The sequence below is a fragment of the Ruegeria sp. YKSD163 genome (assembly GCF_059612905.1).
The window spans coordinates 439,478-466,230 of sequence record NZ_JBXWRM010000002.1 but is presented as its reverse complement, the minus strand read 5'-3'; the positions used below and the strand labels follow the sequence as shown (position 1 = coordinate 466,230).

Genomic DNA, 26,753 nt, shown 5'->3' with positions numbered 1-26,753 from the left:
CTGTCAGGGAATCCCTGCAACCTCAATCAAGGCACGTACCAATAACCCTCTGACAAAACCTCCCAGCCAAAAACGGTCGTTTTTGTCACACGAGACCACTCAACTACTACTGTTGAAAAACCTCGTGTCACAAACCCATGGCAATACTCGCTTTGGTTTTGTCACGTTTTTGACCGCCAGCAGAGCGCGCGTGCTTGATCGAAACGCATGATGAATGGCGCCTTCCCCCAAGCGGCAGCTTGCCACAAACCGGGGCGATTGCCGCACTGTCGCGCGCCCTCACTCCTCGATCAACACCTCGGACGTGGCCCCCAGCGCCGAGACCAGCGATTGGAACCGGGCCTCGGCCACTTCGCTGAACAAGGGTGCGGCCTCTTGCGGCAGGTGCAGTTCCAGTTTGCGCTTCTTGGGGTACCAGGTCAGCCGCCCCATCCGCGCGTCGCGTTTCAGCCAGAGCATGGCGCCAAAGCGCATTGCCTTGCCCAGGATCTCGGCCTGGGTCTGGCTCTTCTCGTCCAGCAGGTCATATATCGGGTCGAACCGGTTGCCCTCGCGCTTGTTGCGATAGCGGTGTTGAAGGGCAAGGCCGATAAAGACCCGTTCGGAATGCTTGAGCCCGCCCAGGTTGGCGCGGGTCACGTTGTCGAAACAGACTTCGGCGCGGTAGTCGGGATGGGCGCGCCAACTGACATCATGCAGCAGGCAGGCGGCCTTGATCAGCCGTACCCGCGGGCGGGGGGCGGATTTGAACAGCGGCATCACGAATTCAAAGAGCTGCTTGCCGAAACCGGGCAGGCGGGCGTCCTTGGATTCCGCGAAATAGCAGGCCTCGATCAGCGGGTCACGGTCGCGCAGCCGCTGCGGCATCTGTTCATAAAGCAGCCCCTCGCGGATCCCGTATGACGAGATGGCGATATCCTTGGGCTTGAACTCGCGGATCAGCCGGGCCAGCACGTCGATCGCAAAGGGCACTAGCGCCATGCGCGAGGCGGATACGCCGGCCTTGCTGCGCAGTTTGTCCAGGTCGGCCCGCTCAATATAGCGGGCGGTTTCATGCACGTCGCGCACAGTCATGCGGTATTCGTGCAGCACCTTGAGAGGATAGTTCCGCCGCAGCATGTCGACACGTGCGATGGCGCGCCAGCTGCCACCGACCAGGAACAGGCGGTCGCGCTGGGGGCCAAGCTGGGCGCGCAGGTCGTTCATCACCTGTTTGATATGTGCCTTGCGGCCCCGGCGACCGCCTGGCACGTCGCGCAGTTTCAGCGGCCCGAGCGGCGAGGTCAGGCGGCGTCCCACCTTGCCGCTGCCGATTTCGGCCAGTTCCATCGAGGCGCCGCCGATATCGCAGATCAGCCCATAGGCGCCGGGCCAGCCCAGCAGTACGCCTTGCGCCGACAGCCGCGCCTCTTCTTCACCGTCGATCACCTGGATCACAAGGCCGGTCTCGCGCTTTACCTCGGCGCAGAAATCGGCGCCATCCGCGGCCTCGCGGACGGCAGCGGTAGCCACTACCCGCAGGGGCGGCAGGTCCAGGTCGTCGGCCAGATGCTGGAACCGGCGTAGCGCGGCCAGCGCCCGCACCCGGCCTTCGGGGTTCAACCGCCCGGTCTCGGCAAGGCCGGCCCCCAGGGCGCACATGATCTTTTCGTTGTAGAAATAGGCGGGCGAACGCGCGGCCCCATCGAACACCACCATGCGGACCGAGTTCGAGCCGACATCCACCACGCCGATCCGCGACAGCGCCCGGACGCCGGGATCGTCGAAAAGTGGTCTGCCGAAGGGCCCCCAGTCCGGGACGGATGTTTCCGTTTGCAGGTTCATGCGGCCCCCTGTCTTCGCGTGGGCAGAATGCGGGATTGAGGCATTGGGGTCAATTGCGGTGTCCGGCCGCACCGGGCTGGTCGTTCAGCAGCCGAACGGCCAGGGCACGGGTGATGTCGCGCTTTTCGGCCAGCGCGACGCGGTCCAGCGCCTCGACGGTACGGGCGGCAGCCTCGAAGCTGCGGTCCATGTGTTTCACCAGATACGAGATCACCTCGGGGCCGGGGCTGAGTTGCCGATCGACGAACAGTTTGGCCAGTACAGCGCCCAGCAAGGCGTCGTCCGGCGGGTCTAGCGCCACATGCTGTGCACCCTCGATCCGGCTTTGCAGGTCAGGCAGGGCCAGGCCCCAGAATCCGGGCGCCTGCTGTCCGGTCAGCAGCAGTGGATGGCCATTGGCCAAGGTCAGGTTGTGCAGATGAAAGAGCAGTGCCTGACGCGCATCGTCGCCTGCCAGCAGCGGCACATCCTCCACCGCGACGGGGCCGGATGCCAACTCGGGAATATCGGCCTCGGCCAGGTGGGTTGCGGCGATGATACGCCCGCCGGTCTCGGCGGCCCAAACATGGGCCAGGTGGGTCTTGCCCGCGCCCGCCGGGCCGGTCAGCACCAGCTTGCCGCCGGGCCAGACCTGTGCGGAAATCATCGCCACCGCCAGCGCATTGGCGGGCGAGACGAAAAAATCCTCGCGTCCCAGCGCGGTCATCGCGGGGAGGTCGAAGCTGAGTTGTCGGGCCATTCAGTCGTCGTCCTGTCCGGTGAGGCCCCGATAGAGGCGGCTGCCCAGATACTGTCCCGTGGCGAAACGCGCAAGCACCCCCAGCGCCGCCGCGACGGGCACCGCGATCAGCATGCCGACAAAGCCGAACAGCGCGCCAAAGACCGACAATGCAAGCAACAGCCAGACCGGATGCAGCCCGACCGAACTCCCTACCAGCTTCGGGGTCAACAGGTTGCCTTCCACCACCTGACCCAAGGCAAAGATTGCCGCCACCAGCCCGATCGACAGCCAGTCGCCCCAGAATTGGAACAGCGCCAGCCCGATGGCCAGTGCACCCCCGATCAGCGCCCCAAGATAGGGGATGAAGGTCACCAGCCCGGCGATCAGCCCGACCACCAGCCCGAATTGCAGGCCGACGATCATCAGCGCCACCGCATAATAGGTTCCGAGGATCAGACAGACCGTGCCCATGCCGCGCACGAAAGAGGCCAGCACAGCGTCGATCTCTCCGGCCAGACGCCGGATCACCGGTGCATGATCGAGCGGCAGCAATTGGTCGATGCGCGCGATCATCCGGTCCCAGTCGAGCAACAGATAGACCGCAACCACCGGCACGATCACCAACAGCAGCACCACGTTGATGGCCGAGCCGACCGAACCGGCCAGGGTCTTGAGCAGGTCGCCCGAGCGCGACTTCAGCGTTTCCATCACCGAGGCGATCATCTGATGCGCGTTCGATTCGCGATCCAGCACCGAGGGGAAATGGGTGCTGACAAAGCTGCGCAGGTCCTGGAACAGTTGCGGCAGCACATTGATGAGGTCGATCATCTGCGCGATCAATGCCGGCACCACCATCAGCACCATCAGCACGAACAGAAGCACCGAGGCGACCGTGATCACCGCGGTGGCCGCCGAGCGCGACAGGCCCAGACGCTCCAGCCGGTCGGCCACCGGATCGACGAAATAGGCAATCGCACCACCGATCACAAACGGCAGCAGCACGTCGCCCAGCAGGTAGAGCACGGCGACAAAGACCACCGTTGCAACACCCCAGTAACGCAGTTGATCCTTTACGGGCAGAGCCATGCGGCCTCCGGCGCGAAGATTTCACTCATGCTTCGGTTTTGGCTTATGGTGTCTGGGCTTGCAAGCGCTGCCTTGGCCTGTGGGTTGCAAGGATGAGGATTTCCGCACTTGCATCGCGCCCTCTGGCAACCTGTCAACGGTAGGCGGGCAAAGATACAAAGGAACATCCGTGGCCGTACAGAACAATTCAAAGAACGGCGGCTTGCCCGCGTCCGGGGTGCTCGACCTCCTCAACCGGATGGCCGAGGCGACCGAGACCGAAACGGTCTGGACCCTGTTGGTCGACGCGATGGCGCCTTTTGGATTCGAGCGTGTCAACTACGCCCTGACACGCGGGCTTTCGGGGGCAAGCATCGGCGATCCGCATGACGTCTATATCCGCAGCACCCATTCCCCCGAACGGGTGCGGGCGCATCACGAAACCGGACGTTACCTGCGGACGGCGGAATATCGCTGGGTGCTGGAGAATGTCGGCGCGGTGTCATGGGGATGGGTCGCGCAAGAACGCGCCGCCGGGCGCCTGTCGGACAGCGAGTGCGCGGCCATGGATTCCATGCAGGCCCGGCGCAGGCGGGCGGGTATCTCGATCAGTTTCGCCGAGGGTGGGCGCCGCTACAAGGGCGCCATGGGGTTGGCCGCGCATACGCATGAAAGCCAGGAGGCACTGGATGCCCGCTGGCCCGAGATCTCGGCGCGGGTGCTGGCGATCTGCAACATGGCGCATCTGAAATTCTCGCAATTGCCGCTGCCAGTGCGCAGTGCCTGTCTGAACCAACGGCAGCGCGAATTGCTGGAATGGGTCGCGGATGGCAAGACCATGCAGGATATCCAGGTCCTGACCGGCCTGTCGGTCAGCGCCATCGAGAAACACCTGCGCAAGGCGCGCGACGCGCTTGGGGTGGAAACCACCGCACAGGCGGTGGCAAAGGCGGCTTTTCTCAACCTGATCTTTGTTACCTCGGACGTGGTCGAGACCAGGGGTTGAGGATTCCCGCACTGGCCAGCGGTGGATGCTCGGGGCAGGGTATCACGGCTCCGTGAGTGAATCTTCGACTGCGGGTGCCCACGCGGAAATTGTGCCGCGCGGGCAATCTAGAACACCCGCTCGGGGCACCGGCCGATTAGCCGGTGGAGCGACCTGCACCGACCCTTCCCCAAGGGTCGGTGCGCTATCTTTCGCGCTCTGACCGGTTCATCCTCGCAGCGAAACCGCGCCTGGGCGATTGCCTGTTGCACGTCGATGTCATAGACCGCTTGCAAACGCCAAACTCATGAAAGACCCAGCACGATGCGCCTGTCGCGATATTTTCTGCCCGTATTGAAGGAAAACCCCGCCGAGGCCCAGATTGTCAGTCACCGCCTGATGCTGCGCGCCGGCATGATCCGGCAGGCCCAGGCCGGCATCTATTCCTGGCTGCCGCTGGGGTTCAAGGTGCTGCGCAAGCTGGAAAACATCGTGCACGAGGAACAGATCCGCGCCGGTCATATCCCGATGCTGATGCCGACCCTGCAATCGGCCGACCTGTGGCGCGAATCGGGCCGGTATGACGATTACGGCCAGGAGATGCTGCGCATCACCGACCGGCACGGGCGCGACATGCTGTTCGGCCCCACCAACGAAGAGCTGATCACCGACATCTTCCGCGGCCATGTCAGCAGCTACAAGGACCTGCCGCTGACGCTCTACCACATCCAGTGGAAGTTCCGCGACGAGATCCGCCCACGTTTCGGCGTCATGCGCGGCCGCGAGTTCCTGATGAAGGACGGCTATAACTTCGACCTCACCAAAGAGGACGCGTTGCACGCCTATAACCGCCATCTGGTCAGCTATATCCGCACATACGAGCGGATGGGCCTTCAGGCGATCCCGATGCGCGCCGACTCTGGCCCGATCGGCGGCGACGACACCCATGAATTCCTGGTGCTGGCCGAAACCGGCGAGAGCGAGGTCTTCTATGACAGCAAGGTGACCGACATCCGCCTGGGCGAACGCGAGATCGACTATGACAGTGTCGATCAGTGCCGCGCGGTGATGGAGGAGTTCACCTCGCTCTACGCCCGCACGGATGAGACCCATGACGAGGCGGTGTTCAACCAGATCCCCGAGGAGCGCCGCCGCAGCGCGCGCGGCATCGAAGTGGGGCAGATCTTCTATTTCGGCACCAAGTATTCTGAGCCGATGGGCGCCACCGTGCAAGGCCCCGACGGCAAGCCGGTGCCGGTGCATATGGGCAGCCACGGGATCGGTGTCAGCCGCCTGATCGGCGCCATCATCGAGGCCAGCCATGACGACAAGGGCATCATCTGGCCCGAGGGCGTGACGCCTTTCCATTGCGGTATCGTGAACCTGAAGCAGGGTGACGACGAGGCGGATGCGGCCTGCGACAAGCTTTATGATGCGCTCACAGCGCTCGGTCTGGAACCGCTCTATGACGACCGCAACGAACGGGCAGGGGGCAAGTTCGCCACCATGGACCTGATCGGTCTGCCGTGGCGGATCACCGTGGGCCCGCGCGGGCTTAAGAATGGGGTGGTGGAGCTGACCAGCCGCAAGACCGGCGAAAGCGTCGAGCTGAGCCCCGAAGAGGCGGTGAAGAAAGTGGCGGACATCTATGCACCGCACCACCCTCATCTGTCCCGCGAGGAACCGATGGCGGGGCGGTCGTTTCACACCTGGCTGTGACGGGTCAGTGAACCGGTGACCGGGTTGGCGGGTGGCTCAGCAGATCGCCATCCGCACAGGCGCCGGGACGGGCCAGAACGCAGGGCCGCCCCATGCGGGTCACCAGATCCTCCATCGCCAGCCCGAGAAAGCGCAAACCGCACAGGCGCTGGCCGCTGGCGCGCTCGATGACGCAGAAGGCCCCGCCGCGAAAGGCAAGGCCATAGCCGCGCCGTTGCATCGCCTCGATCAGTTCGGCCCAGGTTGCAGAGCCGTGGAACAGGGGCAACATGACCGCCCGCAGCAAGGCTGCGGTTTCACAGTCGAAACTTGCCGGTTGCGGCGCGGTCTTGGTGGACGGTGACATCGGTCGTGTCATGGTCATGATCACCTCAGCTCATATGCCCCAGTGTTGCGATGCTGGCAGACGTTGGTTGACGAGACAAAACCTGACGGAGCCTTGTGGTAATTTTGGTTAAAACTTTGGGTATTTCGGTGGCGAAACAGTGTGGAACCGCCTTACTGTTTCCACCCACGAAACGATGCGGCGGCTGGGCGGCGCTTCGCTGCGCGGCACAAGCGCCTGTCGCCAGAGGTTGACCGCGCCGCGCGGGCAACGCACTCTCCGCGCCAAACCCGAGCAGGAGCCACAAATGGCCAGACAACCGGCCCCCTTTGCCGCATTTGAATGGAAGATCGCCTGGCGATACCTGCGTGCCCGCCGGGCCGAGGGCGGGGTCAGTGTGATGACATGGATCAGCCTGATCGGCATCACGCTGGCGGTGTTCGCGCTGATCGCGACGCTGGCGGTGCGCTCGGGCTTCCGGTCCGATTTCGTGGGCACCATCCTGGGCGCCAACGCCCATGTCACGGTCTATAATCCCGGCGAAATCGACGCCAATGGCCGCATCGACCGGACCATCCCCAACTATGCCGAGATGGCCGTCCGGGTCGCCGGGGTCGCGGGCGTGACCCGCGCCGCGCCGCTGGTCAAGGGGCAGGTGATGGCCTCTGCCCAGAACCGCAACGCAGGTGTCGAGGTGTTCGGGATCGCTGCGGCCGATCTGGCCGCGCTGCCCGGCATCGTGAATACCGACCGCTCTTATGGCGACCTGTCCCGCTTCGATCAGGGGATCGCGCTGGGCTCGGGCGTGGCGCGCGAGTTGGGGGTTACCGTGGGCGACCGGATCAAGCTGATCTCGCCCAACGGTGCCCGCACGCCGATGGGCACCTCGCCCCGGGTGAACGCCTATGAGGTTGTCTATGTGTTCTCGGCCGGGCGTTATGATATCGACCGCACCCGCGCCTACATGCCCTTTGCCGAGGCGCAGGCCTATTTCAACCGTGAAGGCGTGGCCGACGAGATCGAGGTGATGGTGAGCGAGCCCGAGCGGCTGGACCGGGTGCTGATCCCGATCCTTAGTGCCGCCGGGGATGGCGCCCAGGTCTGGACCTGGCAGGACGCCTCGGGCGGTTTCCTGCGCGCGCTCGAGGTCGAGGACAACGTGATGTTCATCATCCTGTCGATCCTCGTGCTGATCGCCACCATGAACATCGTCTCGGGCCTGATCATGCTGGTCAAGAACAAGGGCCGCGATATCGGCATCCTGCGCACCATCGGCCTGAGCGAGGGGTCCATCCTGCGCGTGTTCTTCATCTGCGGCGCCTTTACCGGCATCCTGGGCACGCTGATGGGCGTGGTGCTGGGCTGCCTCTTTGCCATTTATATCGACCCGATCTTCTCTTTCGTGAATTTCGTGATGGGTGGCGGCGTCTGGGACCCGGCCATTCGCGGCATCTATGCGCTGCCGGCGGAACTGCGGCTGGCTGACGTGCTCAAGGCGGCGGGTCTGTCGCTGGGCCTCTCCTGTGTCGTGACCTATTTTCCAGCCCGCCGCGCGGCGCGGCTGAACCCGGTGGAGGCGCTGCGCTATGAGTGAGCCGACATTGCGCCTGAGCGGTATCGAAAAGACCTATCTGAGGGGGACACCTGGCGAGGTGCGCGTGCTGCGCGGCGTCGATCTGAGCGTCGGGCAGGGAGAGATGGTGGCGCTGGTCGCGCCCTCGGGGGCGGGCAAGTCGACGCTTCTGCATATCGCGGGCCTTTTGGACGTGCCCGATGCGGGTCAGGTTCAGATCGCCGGACAGGACATGACCGGGCGCGGCGACCGCGCCCGCACCGGGATGCGGCGGCGGGACGTGGGCTTTGTTTATCAATTCCACCATCTGCTGCCCGAATTCACCGCGCTGGAAAACGTGGTGCTGCCGCAGCTGGCCAATGGCGAGAGTGAACGTCAGGCTGAGGCGCGCGCGCGCGAGCTTTTGTCCCGCGTCGGGGTGGAAGGGCGCGCGGATCATCGCCCGGCGGCGCTGTCGGGGGGAGAGCAGCAGCGTGTGGCGTTCTGCCGGGCGCTGGCCAATGCGCCGCGCCTGTTGCTCGCGGATGAGCCGACCGGCAACCTCGACCCCGCAACCTCGGAGCAGGTGTTTGACGCGCTGGTCGAACTGGTGCGCGGCACCGGCCTGTCGGCGCTGATCGCTACTCATAACCTGGAACTCGCCGCGCGCATGGACCGGGTGGTGCGCCTGACCGAAGGGCGATTGTCGGCCGAAGGCTGAGGCGGCGCCACACGTTGATTTGGATCATGGCGCCGGGTGTCGCGCCGGGGCAGGCTGGCAGGGTAATCATAGTGGTCCGTTGAACATGCGCCTTCTGTTACCGGCCTTGCTCCTGCTCGCTGCATGCGCCCCCGAAGGATCGGGTGGTGCGCGGCTCTATGCCCGGCATTGCGCGGCTTGCCATGGGCCGACCGGCGCCGGGGACGGACCCGAAGCGTCGCGCTTGCCGGTGCCGCCCGCAGATTTGCGTGGCCTTGCAGACGCGCATGGCGGGCGGTTTCCGGCGGCGTCCGTGATGGCCACGATCCATGGCTATCCCGGCAAGGGGCATCTGGGCGCGATGCCAGAATTCGGGCCTTTGTTCGACGGCGAGACGGTCGCCGTTACCACAACTGATGGAAATGTCATCGCAGCACCGCGCGCAATAGTAGATCTGACCGCATATGTCGAAACGCTGCAAACGCCCTGAGGCGCGCAAACTGGAGGAGACCCTGATGAAGCCGTTTCTGCCTGCCCTGCTGATCTCGACCCTCGCCGCACCCGCCTTGGCGCAGGATGTGACCGAGGGAGAGCAACTCTACCGCCACCATTGCGCGACCTGCCACGGGATCGAGGCCACCGGGCACGGACCGATGGCGGGCGTTCTGGTGATCAGCCCGGCGGATCTGACGCGTCTGTCCGAGGATGGAGAGCTGCCTATCGTACGAATAGTACGACGCATCGACGGGCGAGACCCGCTGGTCAGCCATGGCAGCCCTATGCCGGTCTACGGCCCCTATTTCGAAGGGCGCGACGTGGCTATTAGGTCGGAAACCGGTCAGCCGATCTTGACCAGCCAGCCGATTGTCGATCTGCTGGCCTATATCGCGACGCTGCAAGAGAAATGAATGGGAGACAGGCCATGCGCGCCATATCCGCAACCGCTCTGATATTGGCTGTGATTGCGGCCTGTGCCCGGATCGACGCCATGCCCGGCCCCGCGGAAGGCGAACAGGTCTTTGCCGCAAATTGCGTGGCCTGTCACGATTATCGCGGGCAGGGAGCGGAATTGTCTGGCGGTGGCGAGGCGCCAGACCTGACCCGGATCGCGGAACGGCGGGATGGAGACTTTCCCCGGGCCGAGATCCTGACCAAGATTGATGGCTACGGGCGGGGCAAGGTGTCGGCAGAGATCATGCCGGCCTTTGGCGCCCTCCTCGAGGGTGAACTGGTTCCGGTCGAGATCGACGGGGTCATGACGCCGACGCCGCGGCCACTGGCGGCGTTGCTGGCCTATCTGGAAAGTATCCAGGTGTCCGAGGCGGGGTAATCCGCGCGACTGAGGCGGTGGCGAAGAAAATTCGACGAATTTTCTTCTCTGGCGCTCCGTTGCGAGGTCAGTCGCAGATCCCGTTCAGCTCCGCATCGCGCCAGGGCAGCAGCACGTCGCTTTCTCGACCCGACTGCGGCAGGGCGCTCACTGGCATCACCGCCGCCAGCATGTCATGCAGCCGACGCGTGCGCGGCGCTTCGGGGGCCAGCGCCCTGCAACAGACATATTCCTCGACGATGGCGCCCTGCTGCTCGTAGCCGTAGCTCAGGAAATCGGGTGCTTCGCGCAGGTCGAACAGATAGGGATCGTCGCTGGCCCCATGTTCCGCCGCCGCCCGCAGTGGGTGATAACCGGTGGCGCGCCGGTTCTGCCATTGCCAGACATGGGTCAGCTCATGTGCCAGCAGCATCGCGGCAATCAGGTTCACCCGACCGGGATAGTCCGGCATGTAGTCATCCAGATACCAGTCGCGCGCAAAATAGACCTTGTGGAACAAGGTTACGGCAGCGGGTTTGACCGTGACGATCTCTTCCTTCTGCGGCGGCAGGATCCGTTCGCGGCAGGTCACGCGCGGACGCGGCTTGCGGTGAAAGGTCACCGCGCCCACCGGCGCGCCCTCGACGAGGCGCACCCGCGAGATATCGAGCGCGTCGCCGTGCAGGCGGGTGGCAAAGGCGCGCTCGGCCTCGGTCAGCGGACGGCCGCAGGCGGCAACCAGCAGCAGCAGGCAGAACAGGCGGAGGATCATGCGTGCGGGCCTCTTGCGGTTCGGGAAAGAACTGGATCACCCTTGCACGGTCCCGCCGCGCGCAGGGGTGAAAGGGCGGGGACGATGCCGTCCGGCCCTGTCCCGGACGCTAGCCAAGCGCCCGCGGGTCGGGCAAGGGAAATGTCGCGCGGTGGCCTCAAAGGCTCATCGCCAGCACGCGGCTGATTTCGGTCAGCGAACGGCCGGATTGGTCCATCCAGGTGTTGAAGGCGGCCTGGACCTGCGTCATCGCCTTTTTCGAGGTGGGCGCCTTGTCCACAACTCCTTCGGCGATCAACCGGGCGGTAACATCGCGCGACAGGATGAAACTGTCGCGCCCGGCAAAACGCATCGCATATTGCGCGGTGGTGCCGCCCAACCGGCTGCCCCGGCGCTTGAGCAGGTCGAGAAGGCCCACATAGTCGGTTGACGGCCAGCCGCCCAGCACCCGACCGGCGCCGCCTTCGTCCCGCAATTCCAGGAGAAAGGCCGCGTTGTCACGCACGGAGGTGATTTTTATGCCGTTGCGCACGATGCGGGTGTCCTGCAACAGGGCGTCGAATTTCTCGTCATCCATCAGGGCGCAGCGGCCGATGTCGAACCCGTCAAAGGCGGCCTCGAACCCGTCCCATTTCGCCTCGATCACCTTCCAGTTGAAACCGGCCTGAAATACGCATTTGGTAATCACCGACAGCCAGCGGTCCTCGGGTATGGCGGTCAGTTCGGCTGGGGGTTTGGGCCGGGTCAGCTTGGCCTCCAGCGCCGCTTTGCCGCCATGACGGGCGGCGGCAAGGCCGAAGATCTCGTCAAAATGGTGCATGTCTCACCTCCGTGATCGGGGGCATGGTGCCACTCTGCCCAAGGTTGGGCAAGGCGCCCGTGTCACGGCGCGTAGAAGGTTGCGGTGGCGGTTGCGACCAGCTTGCCGCTGTCTTCCTCGTGCATGTCGGCGCGGGTAAAGACCAGCGCCTTGCCCGCGCGCACGACCTGGGCCCGGCACAGGATCGCCCGGCCAACGCCGGGGCGCAGGAACTGGGTGTGCAGGTCGGTGGTGGCAAACAGGCGCAACTCGTCCTCTTGCGCGATCGCGGCCAGCACCATGCTGGTATCGGCCAGCGCCGCCAGCGCCTGACCCGAGACGATGCCGCCTGTGCGCGCCAGATGCGGCCCCAGCGGCATCCGAACCAGCGCATGTTCGCGGTCGATGGCCAGCACCTCGGGCGCCAAGGCCTGAACCCAATCGGCAAAATGCTCGCTGAGCAAGGTCTGGGCGGTGTCCGGGGTCAACATGGGGCGCGTCTCCTTTTGGAGCGGGCCGAGACCCGCAGATCGGGCGAGGATAGGCAGACAGAGCGCCCGCCGCCAAGGGCCTTGTGCTGCGTCTCGATCTGGCCCGTCGCTCGCATGGCAAAAAAAATGCTCGACAAGGCGGGGCGAGGTGATGATTATTGACTGACCAATCAATAAACCGCCATGCGAGGGACTGGTGACAGTTCCCCGGAATCGGCGGATAGTGCACCCAATCGGATCAACAGGGAGAACTGAGATGAAACGGGTAGGACTTGGACTTGCGCTGGCCGCGCTGGCAGGAGGCGTGAACGCCGCCGAAATGGGCGCATCGGACGAACCGATCAAGCTGGCGATCAACGAATGGACCGGGCAGCACGTGACCACGCATGTCGCGGGCGAGATGCTCAAGGCCGCGGGCTACAAGGTGGAATATGTGACTGCCGGCATGATGAACCAGTTCCAGGCACTGGCCGATGGCGATATCCACGCCACGCTGGAAATCTGGTCGTCGAACGTATCGGACGAATACGCCAAGAAGGTTGCCGAGGGCACGGTGACCGAGATCGGCGATCTGGGGCTGAACGCGCGCGAAGGCATCGCTTATCCGGCGCATGTGGCCGATCTGTGCCCGGGCCTGCCGGCCTGGGAGGCGCTGAAGGATTGCGCGCAGGTCTTCGCCACCGCCGAGACCCTGCCGATGGGGCGGTTGGTCGACTATCCCGCCGACTGGGGCACGCCGGGCGCTGACCGCATGACCGGTCTGGACCTGCCGATCAAGGCGGTGCCCGCGGGCTCTGAAGGGGCGCTGATCGCGGAACTGCGCGCCTCGACCGAGCGCAAGTCGCCGCTGCTCATCACCTTCTGGCAGCCGCATTGGGCGATGTCGGCCTATGACGTGAAGTTCATCGACCTGCCGCCGGGCGAAGAGGCCTGTTTCAGTGATGCGTCATGGGGTCCGAACCCCAACGCGGTCAACGATTGCGATTTCTCGCCCAGCCGCATCTTCAAGGCGTCCTGGTCGGGCTTTGCCGAGAAATGGCCCGCCGCGCACGAGATCCTTTCGAACTATCAGCTGAGCGTCGAGGCGCAGCAGCCGATGATGGGCGCGATCGACGTCGATGGCGGCAAGGTCGAAGAGGTGGTTGCCGCCTGGATGACCGAGAACGAGGGCAGCTGGCGCCCGGTCGTCGACGCCGCCACCAAGTGAGCCGCAGACGTGACTGAGGCGACAACGCCGGCCATCACCTGCCAGAATCTCTGGCAGGTGTTTGGGCCCGGTGCAAACGACGCCCTGGCCGAGGCATTGGCCCGGTCGGGCGGCGATGCCGAGGCCGCGGCGGCAGAGCTGCGCGGCAAGGGTCTGATCCCCGCCGTGCAGGACGCCAGTTTCGAGGTCCGCGAGGGCGAGCTGTTCGTGATCATGGGCCTGTCCGGGTCGGGCAAGTCCACCCTGATCCGCTGCATCTCGCAACTGCTGCCGGGCACCGGCGGCGAGATCCGGATCGAGGGCGACAATGTTGTCGGCGCGTCGAAAAAGCGCCTGACCGAGCTGCGCCGGCGCAAGCTGGGCATGGTGTTCCAGCATTTCGGACTGTTCCCGCACATGACGGTGGCCGAGAACGTGGCCTATCCGCTCAAGGTGCAGGGGGTGGGGCGCAAGGAACGCCGGGCCCGGGCGCAAGAGGTGATCTCGCTGGTAGGGCTCGACGGGCGCGAGGACAGTTTCCCCCGCCAGCTGTCCGGTGGCCAGCGCCAGCGCGTCGGCATCGCCCGCAGCCTGGCGGTGAACCCCGATATCTGGTTCCTGGACGAGCCGTTCTCGGCGCTGGATCCGCTGATCCGGCGGCAATTGCAGGACGAGTTCCTGCGCATTCAGGCGACGCTGAAGAAATCCATCGTCTTCATCACCCATGACATTGCCGAGGCGCTGAAACTGGCCGATCGCATCGCGATCATGCGTGACGGCAAGATCGTGCAGATCGGCACACCGACCGAGATCGTGCTGAACCCGGTCGACGACTATGTGCGCGAGTTTTCCAAGGACGTGGCCAAGGGCCGCCATGCCAAGGTGGCCTCGGTCATGCGGGCAGGGGTCGAGGAACAGGGGCCGGACGATCCGGGCCTGACCGCGGGCATGACGCTGGACACCGCGCTGGCGCGCTGCATGCAACTGTATCAACCTGTGCCGGTGCGCGATGCCAGCGGTGCCATCGTGGGCACGGTGCAACCCTCGGATCTGGCGGCTGCATTGCAGGTGGACGACACATGAGCGCCGTCGATATCCCGGTCCCGCGCGCGGCAGGGCTGACGGTGGGAACAAAGGCCGCGCTGATCACGGCGCTGGTCGGCGCGCTCTGCCTGGCGCTGGAGCCGGTGGCGCCCTGGCTGGGCGCCTGGCCCAAGGCCTGGGTACTGCCCGCCACCGATTGGGTCGGGACGGTGATGACCGCCTTTCTGGCCTGGTTCAAACCGGTGGCGCGGCTCTTTTCGGCGGTGATGGTCTATCCGATGGATGCCGCCAACTGGGTGTTGAACGCGACCCCCTGGCCGCTGGTGATCGGTATCGTCACCGCGCTGGGCTGGTATCTGGGCGGTGCGGCAATGGCGGCGCTGGGGCTTGGTGGTCTGGGCTTTGTTTTGACCTCGGGCTATTGGCACGAGGGGATGAACACGCTCGCGCTGGTGGCGGTTTCGGTGCCGCTGGCGCTGCTGGTGGGCGGGGCGATCGGTATCCTCGCCAACGAGGTGCCGCGCATCCGGAGCGCGGTGCAGGCGGTGCTGGATATCATGCAGACGGTGCCGACATTTGCCTATCTCACGCCATTGCTGGCGCTGTTCGGTTTTGGCCCGGTGGTGGGGCTGATCGCCTCGGCGATCTATGCCGCGCCGCCGATGGCGCGCAACGTGATGCTGGGGCTGGAGCGGGTCGAGGCCGAGGTCAAGGAAGCCGCAATCATGTCCGGCGGCACCCGCATGCAGCAGCTGTTCCAGGTCGAGATCCCCTCGGCCTCGCGCCAGATCATGGTGGGGTTCAACCAGTGCCTGATGGCGGCGCTGAGCATGGTGATCATCGCCGCCGTCATCGGCGGGTTCAACGATATCGGCTGGGAAGTGCTGCTGACCATGCGCAAGGCGCAGTTCGGTGCGGCCTTGCTGGCGGGGATGGTGATCGTGGCCTTTGCGGTCATCATCGACCGGATGAGTGCGGTGTTGGCGACCGAGCGCAAACGCTATGACATCCGCGTGGTCTGGGGGCTGCTTGCGCTGTCTCTGATCTTTACCTTCTTGTTCTGGACCCGGCTGCCGGCGGCCTCGGATCTGACCCTGCTCGACCCGGTGGCGGTTTCGCTGGATCAGGGGCTGACCCGGTTCACCCAGGCCAATGGCGCGGCGCTTGATGCGCTGAAGAACAACACGCTCTACTACGTGCTGCTGCCGCTCAGGATCGGGCTGGATCAGGCGGTTCTGCCCTTTACCTGGGGCTTTTCCTGGACCCCGCAGATGAGCGGCGCGCTGTTTGCACTGGGCGCGGTTCTGGCGCTGGGCATGGCCTGGTCGGGGCGCGCAAGCGCCGGGCTGATGATCCTGATCGCGCTGGGCATGATCGAGACCGGTATCACCAATCTGCCCTGGCCCTTCGTGCTGACCGGTGCGGCGGCGCTGGGATACGTTGCGGGTGGTCGGCGGCTGGCGCTGATGGTGGTGATCCTGCTGGGCACCATCCTTGTGTCGGGCCTGTGGGACCGGGCGCTGTTGTCGCTCTATCTCTGCGGCGCTTCGGTCTTTGCCTGCGCGGTGCTAGGCGGCGGCATCGGCGTGGCCAGCGCGGTCTGGTCCCCGGTCTGGCGCGTGGTGCGTCCGATCTGCGACATGTTGCAGACCATCCCTCTGTTCGTCTTCCTGATCCCGGTGCTGATGGTGTTCCAGATCGGCGAGTTCTCGGCCTTTCTGGCGATCTGCGCCTATGCGATCGTGCCGATGATCCGCTACACCCGCCACGGGCTGGTGGACACGCCGGACGAGATGATGGAGGCCGCGATTTCCAGCGGCGCCACCGACTGGCAGATCCTGCGCGATGTGCGCGCGCCCTATGCGGCGCCGACCATCCTCTTGGGGTTGAACCAGACCATCCTCTATGCCTTTTCGATGCTGGTCATCGCGGCGCTGATCGGGACCACCGGTCTGGGCCAGTCGATCTATCTGGCGCTGGGACAGGCGGATGTGGGGCTGGGCATCTCGGCGGGTGCGGCGATGGCCATTCTGGCGCTGATCGCCGACCGGCTGGTGCAGGGCTTTGCCGAAGAGCGGCGCAAGGCGCTGGGCCTGTGAACCCGCGCGGGCCCGGCTTGACTTCGGTTAAGGCCGGGCCTTTGCTGCCGCCCTAGACCGGGGCGGCGGAACAAGCGAGGGGCAGCGATGGGCGGATGGGCGGAATTTGCGGCGGCGCTGGCGGTGTTCCTGCTCAGCCATGTCATCCCAGTTCGCCCGCCGGTGCGGCCCTGGCTGGTGGCGCGGCTGGGTGCGCGCGGCTTTGGCATCGCCTATTCCCTGTTCTCCATCGCGGTGTTGGGCTGGCTGATCCTGGCCGCCGCCCGCGCGCCTTATGTCGAGGTGATTCCGCCCTTGCCCGCGCTGCGCTGGGTGCCGATCCTGCTCATGCTGCCGGTCTGCCTGCTGGCGGTGGCCGGGCTGCGCGCGGTCAATCCGCTGTCCTTTGGCGGGCTGGGGCGGGGGGCGTTCGATCCGGCCCGGCCCGGCATCCTGGCCTTGTCGCGCCATCCGCTGCTGCTGGCGCTGGCGCTCTGGTCGGGGGCGCATCTGCTGGTCAACGGGTCGCTGGCGCATGTGATCCTGTTCGGCCTCTTTGCCGGGTTCGCCGTGATGGGCATGGCCCTGATCGACCAGCGCAAACGGCGCGAGCTGGGCGCCGACTGGGCGCGGCTGGCGGCGGGTACGGCGCGGCTGTCGCCAAGGGGGCTGTCTGCATTGTTGGCGCCGCGCATTTTGCTGCCTGCCGCGCTGCTTTATCTGGCCCTTCTGCTGGCCCATGCGCCGGTGATCGGTGTCTCTCCGCTGCCCTAACTGGTCGAACCCGGATCGGCGTGCTAGATCATCACCGACGCTGTAAAGAGGACGCTCCCCATGCATCTGGCCTATGTCACCACCACCGCACGCGGCGCCACCGACCGGTTGCTCAGCGAAGTGGCCGCGCGTCTGGATGCCAAGGGCGTGCGCCTGGCCGGGGTGGTGCAGACCAACACGGAGTGCGCCGATAACGCCCGTTGTGACATGGACCTGCGGGTGATGCCGGGGACCGAGGTCATCCGCATCTCGCAGACGCTGGGCGCCGGGTCGCGCGGCTGCCGGCTGGATCCCGGAGAGCTGGAGCGCGCGGTGGGTCTGGTCTCGGCGGCGCTGGCCGAGGACCCCGAGTTGCTGATCGTCAACAAGTTCGGCAAGCACGAGGCCGATGGGCGCGGCTTTCGCCCCTTGATCGCCGAGGCGCTGGCGCGGGATATCCCGGTTCTTCTGGGAGTGAACGGCCTGAACGAAGAACGGTTCCTGGCCTTTACCGAGGGTGCCGCCGTAAAGCTGAACCCGGAAGCGGATGCGCTGGTCGATTGGGTCGAGAAAGTCCGCACCTCACGTATTCAGGCGGCCTGAGCCGCCTCTCTCTTACTGATTGCCCTTCTGGATCACTTTGCGGGCGGACCCTGGCGGTTCTGTCCCCGTGCGATTGACCGGCGGCTTAGAGGAACCGTGTCAGCAAGGCCCTGAACGTGGCCGTCAACTCTTCGCGATTGCCTTGATCCTTGCCGATCTGGTTCTGCATCAGAAACCGAAAGGCGCCGTCGAGCAGCGCATAAGAGATTTCGACATTCTCGGGGGCGTCATGGCCCGCCTTCTCGAATGCGGCCCGCACGATGTCGATCAGCATCCCTTCGATTTCGGCCACGACCGGGCGAAAGGTGGCGTCGAACATGGCCTGGGTGCGAATATCATACCACAGCCGGTGGGTCATGTTGTCGTCCACGATCGAGGTTACCAGAGCCTCGGAAAAGGCCTCGATGACTCGCTCGCGGCCCTGCGCCTTTTTCAGCGCGTCGGTAATGTTGCGCACGAACTCCTGCTTGTAGAGTTGCACGCAGTAGATGATCAGGTCGGTGCGGTCCTCGAAATAGTAATGCAGCATGCCAAGCGACAGGTCGCTTTTCTCGGCGATGTCACGCAGCGAGGTATTGGCATAGCCAAGCTCTTTGAGCGCCTCGATCGCGCTGGTGGCGATCTGGCGCTTTTTCTCGTCCCGCTTTGCGTTCTTGCGCGCGGCGCGGGCCTTCAGTTTGGCTGGCATCTCGTTCATGGCACTCACATGGCTTTGATTTGGGCGGAATGCAACTTTTTCCGCCCACTGTCTCCTTTCAACCCAGAAGAGCGTGGTAGAAGATACCGGGCAGTTTCAGCCAGTTGGGCTTGTACTGGAATCCGGTCAGCGCGGCGCCGATCTTGTGCTGGCGTTTGTTGGTGATGAAGAAGGGCGGGCGCGGCAGCAGCGAGAACTGCCCCGACAGCAGCCCGCGCGGGAACGGCCGCCAGGGTGCGCGTACCAACGTGCGCTCGGTCTTCTCCAGCATGAAGGAGTTGTGCACCGTCCCGATGCCCGAACCGACATTCTCCAGCGTGTGCCCCGGGAACGCGCCCCAGGGGCAGGCGGTGATCAGGAAACCCAGTCCGCACCAGCCGTTGATCCCGATGGTGCCATAGCGCAGCTTGGCGATGATTTCCTCGAACCGTTCCCGGCCGATCTGGCGGATGGTTTTCGGGTGGATCAGGATCTGGCAGCCCAGCGTGCCCCAGAGGTCGTCATTGGCATAGTCTATGGCCGCTTCGAGATAGCTGGCGGGATCGGGGGCCTCCAGTTCCTTGACGCTCAAAGCGGGGGCAAAGACCTCGCACGAGGCGTTGAACTGGTCCACGCCCAGTTCGCCCACGATGAGTGCCGGGGCAAGCGGGCCACGGTCGACCTTGTCGGCCTTGCCGGCATGTTCGGCGAAAGTGTCCAGTCGTTGCTGGGCGCCGGGATACCAGGCCGGGCGGGTGGACCCTGCCGCAACGCGCTTGACCTCTTCGATCAGCTGCGCGCCCTTGTCCCAGCCGCGCGGCATCACCAGCGCCTGGCAGGCGATGCAGTTGTGGCCAGAGTTGTGCAGCTTCATCGTTGCGATGTTTTCCGCCTGGAACCGGATATCGGCGGCGGACCAGGGGCCGGGCACCACGATGGTGGGACTGACCGAACCCAGTTCGGAGGTGAACCGCTTGGTATTTCTGGGCGTGCCCGCCTTGCGGTTCTTCGCACCTTCCTCGCCCACGCCCCAGACGATGGCGTCATGGGTGCTTTCGGCGCCGGTGATGTGCAGCTCTTCGATGATCGGATGATCGCACAGATAGGCGCCCCCCTTGGCATCGCCTTTGACGATGCGCAGATATCCCTCGTCGACAAAGGGTTTCATGGCGATCTTGTAGTAGTCGGTCAGGTAATCGTTGACCGGGTTCATCTTCAGGATCACCACCTGGTTTTCCAGGATCAGCTTTTGCAGCACGTCCAGCGGCGTGATCGCGTTGACGTTGCCCGCGCCCAGCACCAGCGCCACCTTGCCGCGCCTCTGTTTCTCCGGCGTGTCATAGGCGATGGCGGCGTGATCCTTGAGGTTGCCGGCTGTGACGCCCTGTTGCATCCAGACCTCGGCCGAAACTCCGCTGAGCAGCAACCTGTCCCAGATCGAATGCGGCAGCACCTTGACCGCCAGCTGGCCTGTGACCAGTTCACGGGTGGGCAGATGGTCGATAAAGGCCTTGCCCTGCATCTGCGACAGCGTTGCCATCAAGGCGTTGCAGCCCGCCATGCAGGCATAGGGCCCCGCGATCCATTCCTCGCCCGCTACCGCCGTGCCGGGTTTCAGCCCCTTGCGGCGGGCGGCCTCGTCGGCCCAGCCCTTGGCGACCTTCATGATCCCGTCCTTCATGCTCGACAACAGTCGGATCCGGTCGGGGACGGGCAATTGCGCCCATTTGTCCTTGTTCGCGTCCAGATCTTCCAGTGCGCGGTCGTAGTGATCGAACAGGGCGTCCTGATCGTCGAGTGTCAGTTGTGCGGCGTCAAGCATCCTGGATACCTCTCTCGATCAGGGTATTGGCGAATTGATCCCGCAACTGGTTCTTGAGCATCTTGCCCGTGGCATTGAGAGGGATCGCATCGGTGAATACCACCGCGTCGGGCACCTGCCAGCTGGCAACCTTGCCCTTGTAAAGCGCGAGGATCTCTTCTTCGCTCGGGTCGGCGCCTTCGGCCTTGACCGCGATGATGATCGGGCGCTCGTCCCATTTTGGATGGACCGCGCCGATGGCGGCGGCCATGGCGACACCCGGATGCGCCACCGCGATCCCTTCGAGGTCGACCGAGGAGATCCATTCGCCGCCCGACTTGATGATGTCCTTGGTGCGGTCGCGGATCACCATGAACCCGTCGGCGTCGATGGTCGAGACATCTCCGGTATCGAACCAGCCGTCACCGGTGGTTGACGGTGCCTCCTTGCCGAAATAGGTATCGACCACCCAGTGGCCGCGCACCTGCAGTGCGCCCTCGGCCTTGCCGTCATGGGGCAGGGGAGTGCCCTTGTCATCGACGATGCGCAGGTCGATGCCAAAGGGTGGACGGCCTTGGCCCAGACGCAACAGCGCCATCGCATCGGCGTCCAGATCGGCATGCTTGCCCTTGGGCCGGTTGGCTGTGCCCAACGGCGAGGTCTCTGTCATGCCCCAGGCGTGGATCGTGTCGCAGTCATAATCGTTGCGGAAGGTGGCAATCATCGACGGCGCGGCTGCCGATCCGCCGATCACGTTGCGGCGCAGGGTCTCCATTCTGGAACCTGATTTCTTCGCCGCCGCCAGCAGCATCATCCAGATCGTCGGCACACCCAGGGCCAGCGTCACCTTCTGGCTGTCGATCAGCCACAGCAGGCTGTCACCGTCCAGCATCGGCCCCGGCATCACCAGCTTGGCGCCAGTCATCGCGGCGGCATAGGGAATGCCCCAGGCGTTGGCGTGAAACATCGGCACCACCGGCAGGATGGTTTCCTCGCTCGACAGGCTCAACCCGTCGGGCAGCGAGATTGCGAATGTGTGGATCATCGTCGAGCGGTTGTTGTATAGCACACCCTTGGGGTTGCCCGTGGTACCCGAGGTATAGCAGAGCGAACAGGGGCTATCCTCGCTGATCTGCGGCCATTCGTAATCGTCGGCGCCCTGTTCGATCAACTCGTCGTAGAAGATCACGTCCGGGATCGCCGCTAGAACCTCTGCTTCGCGCGGCCCCATGAAGATGAAATGCTCGATCGTCTTCAGGTGGTCACGTGTTCCGGTGATCAGTGGCATGAAGGTCTTGTCAAAGAACATCGCCTTGTCGCCGGCATCGTTGCAGATGAAGATGAACTGCTGCGGTGCAAGGCGCGGGTTCAGCGTGTGGCAGACCATGCCGCTGCCGGATACGGCGAACCAGATTTTCAGGTGACGGTGGTTGTTCCAGGCCAGTGTCGCCACCCGGTCGCCCTGCGACAGGCCCAATGTGCCAAGGGCCGAGGCGAGCTTGCGCGACCGAACCGCCACATCGCCCCAGTTGGTGATATGCAATTCGCCGGTGGTCTCGCGGCTGACGATTTCGGTATCGGCATGGTATTTCCCAGCATGCACGATCAGATCGCTGATCAGCAGCTCTTTTCGCATCATCGAACCCAGCATGGGTGATCTCCCTGTGTTGTTGCTCAGGCCTCGCCGCAAGCGAGGCCAATATCTATGTTCACTCGGCGGCCGCAGCGGCGGCGCTGTATTCGGCCTTGATCATATCGGCGCATTTCTCACCGATCATGATCGAGGGCGCGTTTGTATTGCCCGAGACCAGCAGCGGCATGATCGAGGCATCGGCCACGCGCAGCCCGTCCAGCCCGCGCACTTTCAGCTGCGGATCGACAACGGCCATGTCATCGACGCCCATCTTGCAGGTGCCGACTGGATGATAGACCGTATCGGCGCGGTTGCGGATATGTTGTTCCCATTCGGCATCGGTGGTGTTGTCATGCACCCCGAACAGTTCCTTGTGCTTGTATTTTGCCATTGCGGGCGCCTCCAGAACGGCGCGGGTCATCTTGGCACCCTTGATCAGGGTTTGCAGGTCGCGGTCGTCGCTGAGGAATTTCGGGTCGATACCGGGATCGGCCATCGGGTCGTCCGATTGCAGGAACACTTCGCCGCGCGAATGGGGGCGCAACACGCAGACATGGCAGGAATAGCCATGGCCCAGATGCAGCTTGCGCGCATGATCGTCGACGATCGAGATCACGAAATGGGTCTGCACGTCTGGCCGGTCGAGGCTTGGGTCGGTCTTGAAGAAACTTCCCGCCTCGGTGATGGTCGAGGCCACCATCGAATTGCCGTGCTTGCGCCATTTCAGAATCTCGCCGAACAGCTTTCCCGTCGCGCGCAGGCCGATGCCGATATTGTCGGTATCCTTGGTGGTGTAGCCGAGAATGAAATCGAGGTGATCTTGCAGGTTCTGGCCGACGCCCGGCAGCTCGTGCACCATGCCGATCCCGTGCGGGGTGATGTCCTGTGCCCGACCGACGCCCGACAGTTGCAGGATCTGCGGTGACTGGAAGGCACCAGCACTCAGGATCACTTCCTTGCCCGCCATGGCGCGATGCGTCGCCTTGCCGACCCTGTATTCGACGCCGATGGCGCGCTTGCCTTCGAACAGGACACGCGTGGTACGCGCCTTGGTGATCACTGTCAGGTTGGGGCGCTTGTCCATCACCGGGAACAGATAGGCCGCCGCGGCCGAGCAGCGCTCGCCATTCTTGTCGGGGCTGTGGTGGATGGTCGCCTGCCAATAGCCCGCGCCGCTGTTGTCGCCCCGGTTGAAATCCTCGGTCCGGCGGATCTGCATCTGGGTGCTGGCCTCGATGAATGCCTCGGAGATCGGGCGTGGTGCCTTCTGGTCCGAGACCTGGAGCGGTCCGCTGTCACCATGCTCCGCGTCGGCGCCGCGCACGTTGTTCTCGGCCCGTCTGAAATAGGGCAGGACGCTGTCCCAATCCCAGCCGTCGTTGCCCAGATCGGCCCAGCTGTCGTAATCCTCTTTCTGGCCGCGCACATAGAGCATCGCGTTGATCGCGCTCGACCCGCCCAGTGCCTTGCCGCGCGGCTGATAGCCCTGGCGCCCGTTCAGCCCTGGCTGCGGTACCGTCTTGAAGGCCCAGTTGTTGATCTTGCCATAGCCGGGCAGCATCGCCACCACGCCCATGGGGGCACGGATCAGGATGTCCCGGCCGCCGCCGCCCGCCTCGAGCAGGCAGACTTTGACACTCGGATCCTCGCTCAGGCGCGATGCGATCGTCGCCCCGGCGGACCCGCCTCCCACGATCACGAAATCATAGCTCATTTCCAACTCCCTGGTTCTCCCCATCGGACCGTGCCCGTTGCCCTGCCATTCTTGCCCTTTGCAGGGCGAATCCCAGTCCGATCCATCTCCTCGAAAAAGATTAAGCGAATTTATTGGACAAAAGTCCAGAAATTTTGTTTGCTTCCTGTCGGGCGGCGATTCCCGGAGGAGGGGAGAGCCGGAACATGAACGAAAACGTTCAATCAGGGAGAGAGTAATGAAAAAGTCCATGCTCAAGGGCCTTGCCCTTGCGTGCGGTCTGGCGGCCATCAGCGCACCAGCCGTTGCGGAAACGGTTCTCAAGCTCGGCTCGGTGGCGCCATCCGGCTCGCCCTGGGGCAAATGGGCGACCGGGGTCGCCGCCAAGATCGAAGAGGTTTCGGGTGGCGAGTTGAAGATCGAACTGCTGCTGGATGCGCAGGCCGGTGACGAACAGACGGTGTTGCGTCAGACTGCCAAGGGCCGTCTGGACATCGCCTTTGTGTCCAATGTCCCGCTGACCCTGCTGAGCCAGGAAATGGCGATCCCTTCGGCGGCCTACATGTTTGACAGCCCCGAGCAAGGCACCTGCGTCACCTATGAACATCTCTCGGACACGCTGGGCGGTATCATGGAAGGCGCCGGCGTGGTGCCTCTGACCTGGATGGAGGTCGGCCATTATATCCTGTTCTCAAAGGATCCTGTTTCCAGCCCGGCCGATCTGGCCGGCAAAAAGATGCGCATCGCCCCCTCGATCGCCGATGCGGCGCTGGCCAAGGCCTGGGGCGTTCAGGGGGTTCCGATGGGTACGTCGGATGCGATCCCGGCCTTGCAGACCGGAACTGTCGATGCGGCCTGGTTCCCGACGCTGTTCGGGATCGGGATCGGGACCCACAAGGTAGCGCCTCATGTCACCGTCACCAATCACGCGCGCCTGATCGGCACCGTCGCTGTATCGGGGCGGACCTGGGCCAAGCTCTCTGACCAGGAAAAGCAATGGCTGGGTGTGTTCACCGCCGCCGGGCCGCAATTGACACAAGGTATTCTCGGGGCCGAGCCTGCGCTCCTTGGGCAACTCGAAGGCGCGGGCGTGCCGGTCAAGCATCTGAGCGCCGAGGAAGGCGCCGTGTGGAAGGCTGCCGCTGATGGCGTGCTTGCGGCAATCATCGAGGAGGCCGGTGGCGATGCCCAAACCGTCGCCGACCGGATTGCGCAGGCCAAGGCCGCCTGCGGGTCGTGACCCCGGCCGGAACCTGGGGCTGACATGATGCAGCGCTATCTTACACTGCTCTTGCGGGTCGAAGGCATGGTCGCGGTCACTGCTTATGCGGTGACCTGCGGCCTGCTCCTGGCGGATGTCTTTGCCCGCGAGTTCCTGTCCCAGGCGATCTGGGGCGCCCAGAAAATCGCTGTTTTCGGCGCCATCGTCGCTGGCATTCTGGGCCTGACCATCGCGGTGGGCAACAATGCCCACCTGCGCGCCAATTTCGCCGACCGCGTGCTGCCCTATCCCTGGGTCGACCGTCTGGGCGATCTGGTATCGGCGACCCTGTTTGGCGGCCTGTGCTGGTACGCCATCGAATTTGTCAGTGAATCCATTCAGTTCAAGGACAAAGCGGAGGTGATCCATATCCCGCTCTGGCCAATCCAGTTGGTGTTTCCCTATGCCTTCGGCACCGCCGCTTTACGGCATCTGATCTTCTTTCTCGTTCCGGGCACCCGGCCTGAACACGCTGGCGAGGGCTGAGTGATGGAGGTTATCGGCCTTTTCGCCCTGTTTGCCGCGCTTCTGATCCTGCGGCAGAGCGTCATTCTGATCCTGCTGTCGGCCACCGCCTATATACATCTAGTCTGGGGCGACGGGCTGGTCGTCTACCTGATCGAAGATATCTGGACGGCGATGGACAATTCCGTCCTGCTGGCCATCCCGATGTTCATCATCGCGGGCGCCCTGATGTCGCGCGGCTCGATCGCCGAACGGCTTATCGAAATCGTGCGCGCCGCAACCGAGTGGATGCCGGGCGGACTGGGCTTTGCCACGATCCTGAGCTGCGCGCTGTTCTCTGCCATCTCGGGGTCGTCGCCCGCGACGCTGCTGGCGGTGGGGGCGGTGATGTATCCGGCCCTCAAGGAGGCGGGTTATACCCGTAAATTCGCGCTTGGGTCCGTGACCTCGGCGGGGACGCTGGGGATCATCATCCCGCCCTCGATCCCGCTGATCATCTATGGCATCATCACGGAGACCTCGATTGTCGACCTGTTCCTGGCCGGGATCATCCCCGGCATCCTGCTGACCGCGGCACTGGGCATCTACAGTCTGGTCAGCAACCGCCACGTCACCCGAACCCCGTTTTCCCTGTCCCGCCTCATGGCGGCGTTTCGCAACGGCATCTGGTCGCTGATGCTGCCTGTGATCCTGCTGGGGGGCATCTATTCGGGCTATTTCTCACCCACCGAGGCAGCGGCGGTGTCGGTCGGCTATGCCATGCTTGTCGAATTGCTCATCCATCGCGAGCTTGGACCGAGGGATTTCTTTGTGGTCGGCCTGCAAACCGCCCAGATGCTGGGAACGCTGTTTCCCATCGTGGCGGTTGCCCTGTCGATCAAGACCATCCTTGCGATCGAGGGCATCCCACAGGATTTTGCCCAGTGGCTTCAGGGGGCGGTCAGCTCGAAGATTGCCTTCCTTCTGGCGGTCAACGCCGCGCTTATCGTGATCGGCTGCCTGATTGACGTGGTCTCGGCCATCCTGCTGCTGGGTCCGATCCTGTTTGCCGCTGCGCAGAGCTTTGGCATCAACCCGGTGCATTTCGGTATCATCATGGTGATCAACCTGGAAATCGGGCTGCTGACGCCACCTGTCGGGCTGAATGTGCTGGTGGCGATGACCGCCTTTCGCGAGCGGTTCTGGGATATCTGCCATGCCGTGCTGCCGTTCATCGCGATCATGTTCGCGGTGTTGATGCTGGTCACCTTTGCGCCGCAGTTGTCGCTATTTTTCGTTACGCAATAGGGGGGATCGTT

26 protein-coding genes are annotated in these 26,753 nt (G+C 64.2%); 15 read left to right on the top strand and 11 right to left on the bottom strand.

The features are described from left to right. Window positions 1-279: 279 nt before the first annotated feature. Genes AC2FNA_RS05075 through AC2FNA_RS05065 form a run of 3 tightly spaced genes read right to left on the bottom strand, consistent with a single transcriptional unit; the run spans window position 280 to window position 3,631 of the window. Complete coding sequence (locus tag AC2FNA_RS05075; protein WP_496824971.1) at window positions 280-1,824, bottom strand: Ppx/GppA family phosphatase; 1,545 nt, start codon at window positions 1,822-1,824, stop codon at window positions 280-282. A gap of 49 nt (window positions 1,825-1,873) precedes the next feature. After that, a complete protein-coding gene (locus tag AC2FNA_RS05070) occupies window positions 1,874-2,563 on the bottom strand; it encodes a P-loop NTPase family protein (protein WP_496824969.1) in 690 nt (229 codons plus the stop codon). Continuing rightward, window positions 2,564-3,631: an AI-2E family transporter gene (locus tag AC2FNA_RS05065; protein ID WP_496824967.1), complete on the bottom strand. Its 1,068-nt coding sequence runs from the start codon at window positions 3,629-3,631 to the stop codon at window positions 2,564-2,566. Between the two features lie 169 nt (window positions 3,632-3,800). Here AC2FNA_RS05065 and AC2FNA_RS05060 point away from each other — a divergent pair, with 169 nt between their 5' ends. Both AC2FNA_RS05060 and proS read left to right on the top strand, forming a co-directional pair. After that, entirely contained in the window at window positions 3,801-4,616 is an 816-nt protein-coding gene (locus AC2FNA_RS05060; protein ID WP_496824965.1) for a helix-turn-helix transcriptional regulator, read from the top strand. A 303-nt stretch (window positions 4,617-4,919) separates the two neighbouring features. After that, complete coding sequence (proS, locus tag AC2FNA_RS05055; RefSeq protein WP_496824963.1) at window positions 4,920-6,314, top strand: proline--tRNA ligase; 1,395 nt, start codon at window positions 4,920-4,922, stop codon at window positions 6,312-6,314. 4 nt (window positions 6,315-6,318) lie between these two features. Here proS and AC2FNA_RS05050 read toward each other — a convergent pair whose 3' ends face one another. Next, complete coding sequence (locus AC2FNA_RS05050) at window positions 6,319-6,678, bottom strand: hypothetical protein (protein WP_496824961.1); 360 nt, start codon at window positions 6,676-6,678, stop codon at window positions 6,319-6,321. A gap of 268 nt (window positions 6,679-6,946) precedes the next feature. Here AC2FNA_RS05050 and AC2FNA_RS05045 point away from each other — a divergent pair, with 268 nt between their 5' ends. The 5 genes from AC2FNA_RS05045 to AC2FNA_RS05025 all read left to right on the top strand — a co-directional run bounded on the left by AC2FNA_RS05045 (window position 6,947) and on the right by AC2FNA_RS05025 (window position 10,221). Beyond that, complete coding sequence (locus AC2FNA_RS05045; RefSeq protein ID WP_496824959.1) at window positions 6,947-8,233, top strand: lipoprotein-releasing ABC transporter permease subunit; 1,287 nt, start codon at window positions 6,947-6,949, stop codon at window positions 8,231-8,233. Beyond that, window positions 8,226-8,912 (top strand): ABC transporter ATP-binding protein, encoded by a 687-nt coding sequence (locus AC2FNA_RS05040; RefSeq protein ID WP_496824958.1) that lies wholly within the window; start codon window positions 8,226-8,228, stop codon window positions 8,910-8,912. Before AC2FNA_RS05045 ends, AC2FNA_RS05040 begins: the two co-directional genes overlap by 8 nt. Window positions 8,913-8,997: 85 nt before the next feature. Beyond that, a complete protein-coding gene (locus tag AC2FNA_RS05035; RefSeq protein ID WP_496824956.1) occupies window positions 8,998-9,381 on the top strand; it encodes a c-type cytochrome in 384 nt (127 codons plus the stop codon). Window positions 9,382-9,406: 25 nt separating this feature from the next. Beyond that, window positions 9,407-9,799 (top strand): c-type cytochrome, encoded by a 393-nt coding sequence (locus AC2FNA_RS05030; protein ID WP_496824954.1) that lies wholly within the window; start codon window positions 9,407-9,409, stop codon window positions 9,797-9,799. A 14-nt stretch (window positions 9,800-9,813) separates the two neighbouring features. Continuing rightward, window positions 9,814-10,221 carry a c-type cytochrome gene (locus AC2FNA_RS05025; RefSeq protein WP_496824952.1) on the top strand — a complete coding sequence of 136 codons (408 nt, stop codon included), beginning with the start codon at window positions 9,814-9,816 and terminating at the stop codon, window positions 10,219-10,221. A 67-nt stretch (window positions 10,222-10,288) separates the two neighbouring features. Here the strand turns inward: AC2FNA_RS05025 and AC2FNA_RS05020 are convergent, their stop codons facing one another. The 3 genes from AC2FNA_RS05020 to AC2FNA_RS05010 form a co-directional block, all read right to left on the bottom strand. Next, the gene (locus tag AC2FNA_RS05020; RefSeq protein ID WP_496824950.1) at window positions 10,289-10,972 is read right to left on the bottom strand and encodes a hypothetical protein; all 684 of its coding nucleotides are present in this window, start codon (window positions 10,970-10,972) and stop codon (window positions 10,289-10,291) included. A gap of 157 nt (window positions 10,973-11,129) precedes the next feature. Next, window positions 11,130-11,792: a DNA-3-methyladenine glycosylase I gene (locus AC2FNA_RS05015; RefSeq protein WP_496824948.1), complete on the bottom strand. Its 663-nt coding sequence runs from the start codon at window positions 11,790-11,792 to the stop codon at window positions 11,130-11,132. A 62-nt stretch (window positions 11,793-11,854) separates the two neighbouring features. Beyond that, entirely contained in the window at window positions 11,855-12,262 is a 408-nt protein-coding gene (locus AC2FNA_RS05010; RefSeq protein ID WP_496824946.1) for a PaaI family thioesterase, read from the bottom strand. 256 nt (window positions 12,263-12,518) lie between these two features. On the opposite strand from AC2FNA_RS05010, the gene AC2FNA_RS05005 reads away from it, so the two are divergent. The 5 genes from AC2FNA_RS05005 (at window position 12,519) to AC2FNA_RS04985 (ending at window position 17,926) form a co-directional block, all read left to right on the top strand. Beyond that, on the top strand, window positions 12,519-13,469 hold the full coding sequence (locus AC2FNA_RS05005; RefSeq protein ID WP_496824945.1) for an ABC transporter substrate-binding protein: 951 nt from the start codon (window positions 12,519-12,521) through the stop codon (window positions 13,467-13,469). A 9-nt stretch (window positions 13,470-13,478) separates the two neighbouring features. Further along, window positions 13,479-14,531, top strand: coding sequence for a quaternary amine ABC transporter ATP-binding protein (locus AC2FNA_RS05000; protein ID WP_496824944.1), 1,053 nt, complete (start codon window positions 13,479-13,481; stop codon window positions 14,529-14,531). Continuing rightward, window positions 14,528-16,591, top strand: coding sequence for an ABC transporter permease (locus AC2FNA_RS04995; protein WP_496824942.1), 2,064 nt, complete (start codon window positions 14,528-14,530; stop codon window positions 16,589-16,591). The genes AC2FNA_RS05000 and AC2FNA_RS04995 overlap by 4 nt, the downstream gene beginning before the upstream one ends. Before the next feature lie 87 nt (window positions 16,592-16,678). Continuing rightward, window positions 16,679-17,344, top strand: a complete 666-nt coding sequence (locus AC2FNA_RS04990; RefSeq protein WP_496824940.1) for an NnrU family protein — start codon at window positions 16,679-16,681, stop codon at window positions 17,342-17,344. Between the two features lie 60 nt (window positions 17,345-17,404). After that, window positions 17,405-17,926, top strand: a complete 522-nt coding sequence (locus AC2FNA_RS04985) for a DUF2478 domain-containing protein (RefSeq protein WP_496824938.1) — start codon at window positions 17,405-17,407, stop codon at window positions 17,924-17,926. A gap of 85 nt (window positions 17,927-18,011) precedes the next feature. On the opposite strand, the gene AC2FNA_RS04980 is transcribed toward AC2FNA_RS04985, so the two are convergent. From AC2FNA_RS04980 to AC2FNA_RS04965, 4 genes are read right to left on the bottom strand one after another with little or no spacing between them, the layout of a single operon-like run. Further along, on the bottom strand, window positions 18,012-18,623 hold the full coding sequence (locus AC2FNA_RS04980; protein WP_496824936.1) for a TetR/AcrR family transcriptional regulator: 612 nt from the start codon (window positions 18,621-18,623) through the stop codon (window positions 18,012-18,014). 58 nt (window positions 18,624-18,681) lie between these two features. Then, entirely contained in the window at window positions 18,682-20,424 is a 1,743-nt protein-coding gene (locus AC2FNA_RS04975; protein ID WP_496824934.1) for an aldehyde dehydrogenase family protein, read from the bottom strand. Then, window positions 20,417-22,054, bottom strand: a complete 1,638-nt coding sequence (locus AC2FNA_RS04970; protein ID WP_496824932.1) for a long-chain-fatty-acid--CoA ligase — start codon at window positions 22,052-22,054, stop codon at window positions 20,417-20,419. The genes AC2FNA_RS04975 and AC2FNA_RS04970 overlap by 8 nt, the downstream gene beginning before the upstream one ends. 58 nt (window positions 22,055-22,112) lie before the next feature. Continuing rightward, window positions 22,113-23,750 (bottom strand): GMC family oxidoreductase, encoded by a 1,638-nt coding sequence (locus AC2FNA_RS04965; RefSeq protein ID WP_496824930.1) that lies wholly within the window; start codon window positions 23,748-23,750, stop codon window positions 22,113-22,115. Between the two features lie 217 nt (window positions 23,751-23,967). On the opposite strand from AC2FNA_RS04965, the gene AC2FNA_RS04960 reads away from it, so the two are divergent. The 3 genes from AC2FNA_RS04960 to AC2FNA_RS04950 are packed head-to-tail and all read left to right on the top strand — an operon-like array spanning window position 23,968 to window position 26,742. After that, window positions 23,968-24,969, top strand: a complete 1,002-nt coding sequence (locus tag AC2FNA_RS04960) for a TRAP transporter substrate-binding protein (RefSeq protein WP_496824928.1) — start codon at window positions 23,968-23,970, stop codon at window positions 24,967-24,969. A gap of 27 nt (window positions 24,970-24,996) precedes the next feature. Beyond that, window positions 24,997-25,476: a TRAP transporter small permease gene (locus AC2FNA_RS04955; RefSeq protein ID WP_496824926.1), complete on the top strand. Its 480-nt coding sequence runs from the start codon at window positions 24,997-24,999 to the stop codon at window positions 25,474-25,476. 3 nt (window positions 25,477-25,479) lie between these two features. Next, window positions 25,480-26,742: a TRAP transporter large permease gene (locus tag AC2FNA_RS04950; RefSeq protein WP_496824924.1), complete on the top strand. Its 1,263-nt coding sequence runs from the start codon at window positions 25,480-25,482 to the stop codon at window positions 26,740-26,742. Window positions 26,743-26,753 lie beyond the last annotated feature (11 nt).

Excerpts from the sequence above, each read along its gene's own strand:
- AC2FNA_RS05065 (WP_496824967.1), bottom strand. The coding sequence starts at position 3,631 with ATGGCTCTGCCCGTAAAGGATCAACTGCGTTACTGGGGTGTTGCAACG.
- AC2FNA_RS04960 (WP_496824928.1), top strand. The coding sequence starts at position 23,968 with ATGAAAAAGTCCATGCTCAAGGGCCTTGCCCTTGCGTGCGGTCTGGCG.
- AC2FNA_RS05050 (WP_496824961.1), bottom strand. The coding sequence starts at position 6,678 with ATGACCATGACACGACCGATGTCACCGTCCACCAAGACCGCGCCGCAA.
- AC2FNA_RS05035 (WP_496824956.1), top strand. The coding sequence starts at position 8,998 with ATGCGCCTTCTGTTACCGGCCTTGCTCCTGCTCGCTGCATGCGCCCCC.
- AC2FNA_RS05075 (WP_496824971.1), bottom strand. The coding sequence starts at position 1,824 with ATGAACCTGCAAACGGAAACATCCGTCCCGGACTGGGGGCCCTTCGGC.
- AC2FNA_RS05010 (WP_496824946.1), bottom strand. The coding sequence starts at position 12,262 with ATGTTGACCCCGGACACCGCCCAGACCTTGCTCAGCGAGCATTTTGCC.
- AC2FNA_RS04990 (WP_496824940.1), top strand. The coding sequence starts at position 16,679 with ATGGGCGGATGGGCGGAATTTGCGGCGGCGCTGGCGGTGTTCCTGCTC.
- AC2FNA_RS05025 (WP_496824952.1), top strand. The coding sequence starts at position 9,814 with ATGCGCGCCATATCCGCAACCGCTCTGATATTGGCTGTGATTGCGGCC.
- AC2FNA_RS05020 (WP_496824950.1), bottom strand. The coding sequence starts at position 10,972 with ATGATCCTCCGCCTGTTCTGCCTGCTGCTGCTGGTTGCCGCCTGCGGC.
- AC2FNA_RS04995 (WP_496824942.1), top strand. The coding sequence starts at position 14,528 with ATGAGCGCCGTCGATATCCCGGTCCCGCGCGCGGCAGGGCTGACGGTG.
- AC2FNA_RS05045 (WP_496824959.1), top strand. The coding sequence starts at position 6,947 with ATGGCCAGACAACCGGCCCCCTTTGCCGCATTTGAATGGAAGATCGCC.
- AC2FNA_RS04950 (WP_496824924.1), top strand. The coding sequence starts at position 25,480 with ATGGAGGTTATCGGCCTTTTCGCCCTGTTTGCCGCGCTTCTGATCCTG.
- AC2FNA_RS04975 (WP_496824934.1), bottom strand. The coding sequence starts at position 20,424 with ATGCTTGACGCCGCACAACTGACACTCGACGATCAGGACGCCCTGTTC.
- AC2FNA_RS05070 (WP_496824969.1), bottom strand. The coding sequence starts at position 2,563 with ATGGCCCGACAACTCAGCTTCGACCTCCCCGCGATGACCGCGCTGGGA.
- AC2FNA_RS04985 (WP_496824938.1), top strand. The coding sequence starts at position 17,405 with ATGCATCTGGCCTATGTCACCACCACCGCACGCGGCGCCACCGACCGG.
- AC2FNA_RS04955 (WP_496824926.1), top strand. The coding sequence starts at position 24,997 with ATGCAGCGCTATCTTACACTGCTCTTGCGGGTCGAAGGCATGGTCGCG.
- AC2FNA_RS04980 (WP_496824936.1), bottom strand. The coding sequence starts at position 18,623 with ATGAACGAGATGCCAGCCAAACTGAAGGCCCGCGCCGCGCGCAAGAAC.
- AC2FNA_RS04965 (WP_496824930.1), bottom strand. The coding sequence starts at position 23,750 with ATGAGCTATGATTTCGTGATCGTGGGAGGCGGGTCCGCCGGGGCGACG.
- AC2FNA_RS04970 (WP_496824932.1), bottom strand. The coding sequence starts at position 22,054 with ATGCTGGGTTCGATGATGCGAAAAGAGCTGCTGATCAGCGATCTGATC.
- AC2FNA_RS05040 (WP_496824958.1), top strand. The coding sequence starts at position 8,226 with ATGAGTGAGCCGACATTGCGCCTGAGCGGTATCGAAAAGACCTATCTG.
- AC2FNA_RS05005 (WP_496824945.1), top strand. The coding sequence starts at position 12,519 with ATGAAACGGGTAGGACTTGGACTTGCGCTGGCCGCGCTGGCAGGAGGC.
- proS (WP_496824963.1), top strand. The coding sequence starts at position 4,920 with ATGCGCCTGTCGCGATATTTTCTGCCCGTATTGAAGGAAAACCCCGCC.
- AC2FNA_RS05030 (WP_496824954.1), top strand. The coding sequence starts at position 9,407 with ATGAAGCCGTTTCTGCCTGCCCTGCTGATCTCGACCCTCGCCGCACCC.
- AC2FNA_RS05015 (WP_496824948.1), bottom strand. The coding sequence starts at position 11,792 with ATGCACCATTTTGACGAGATCTTCGGCCTTGCCGCCGCCCGTCATGGC.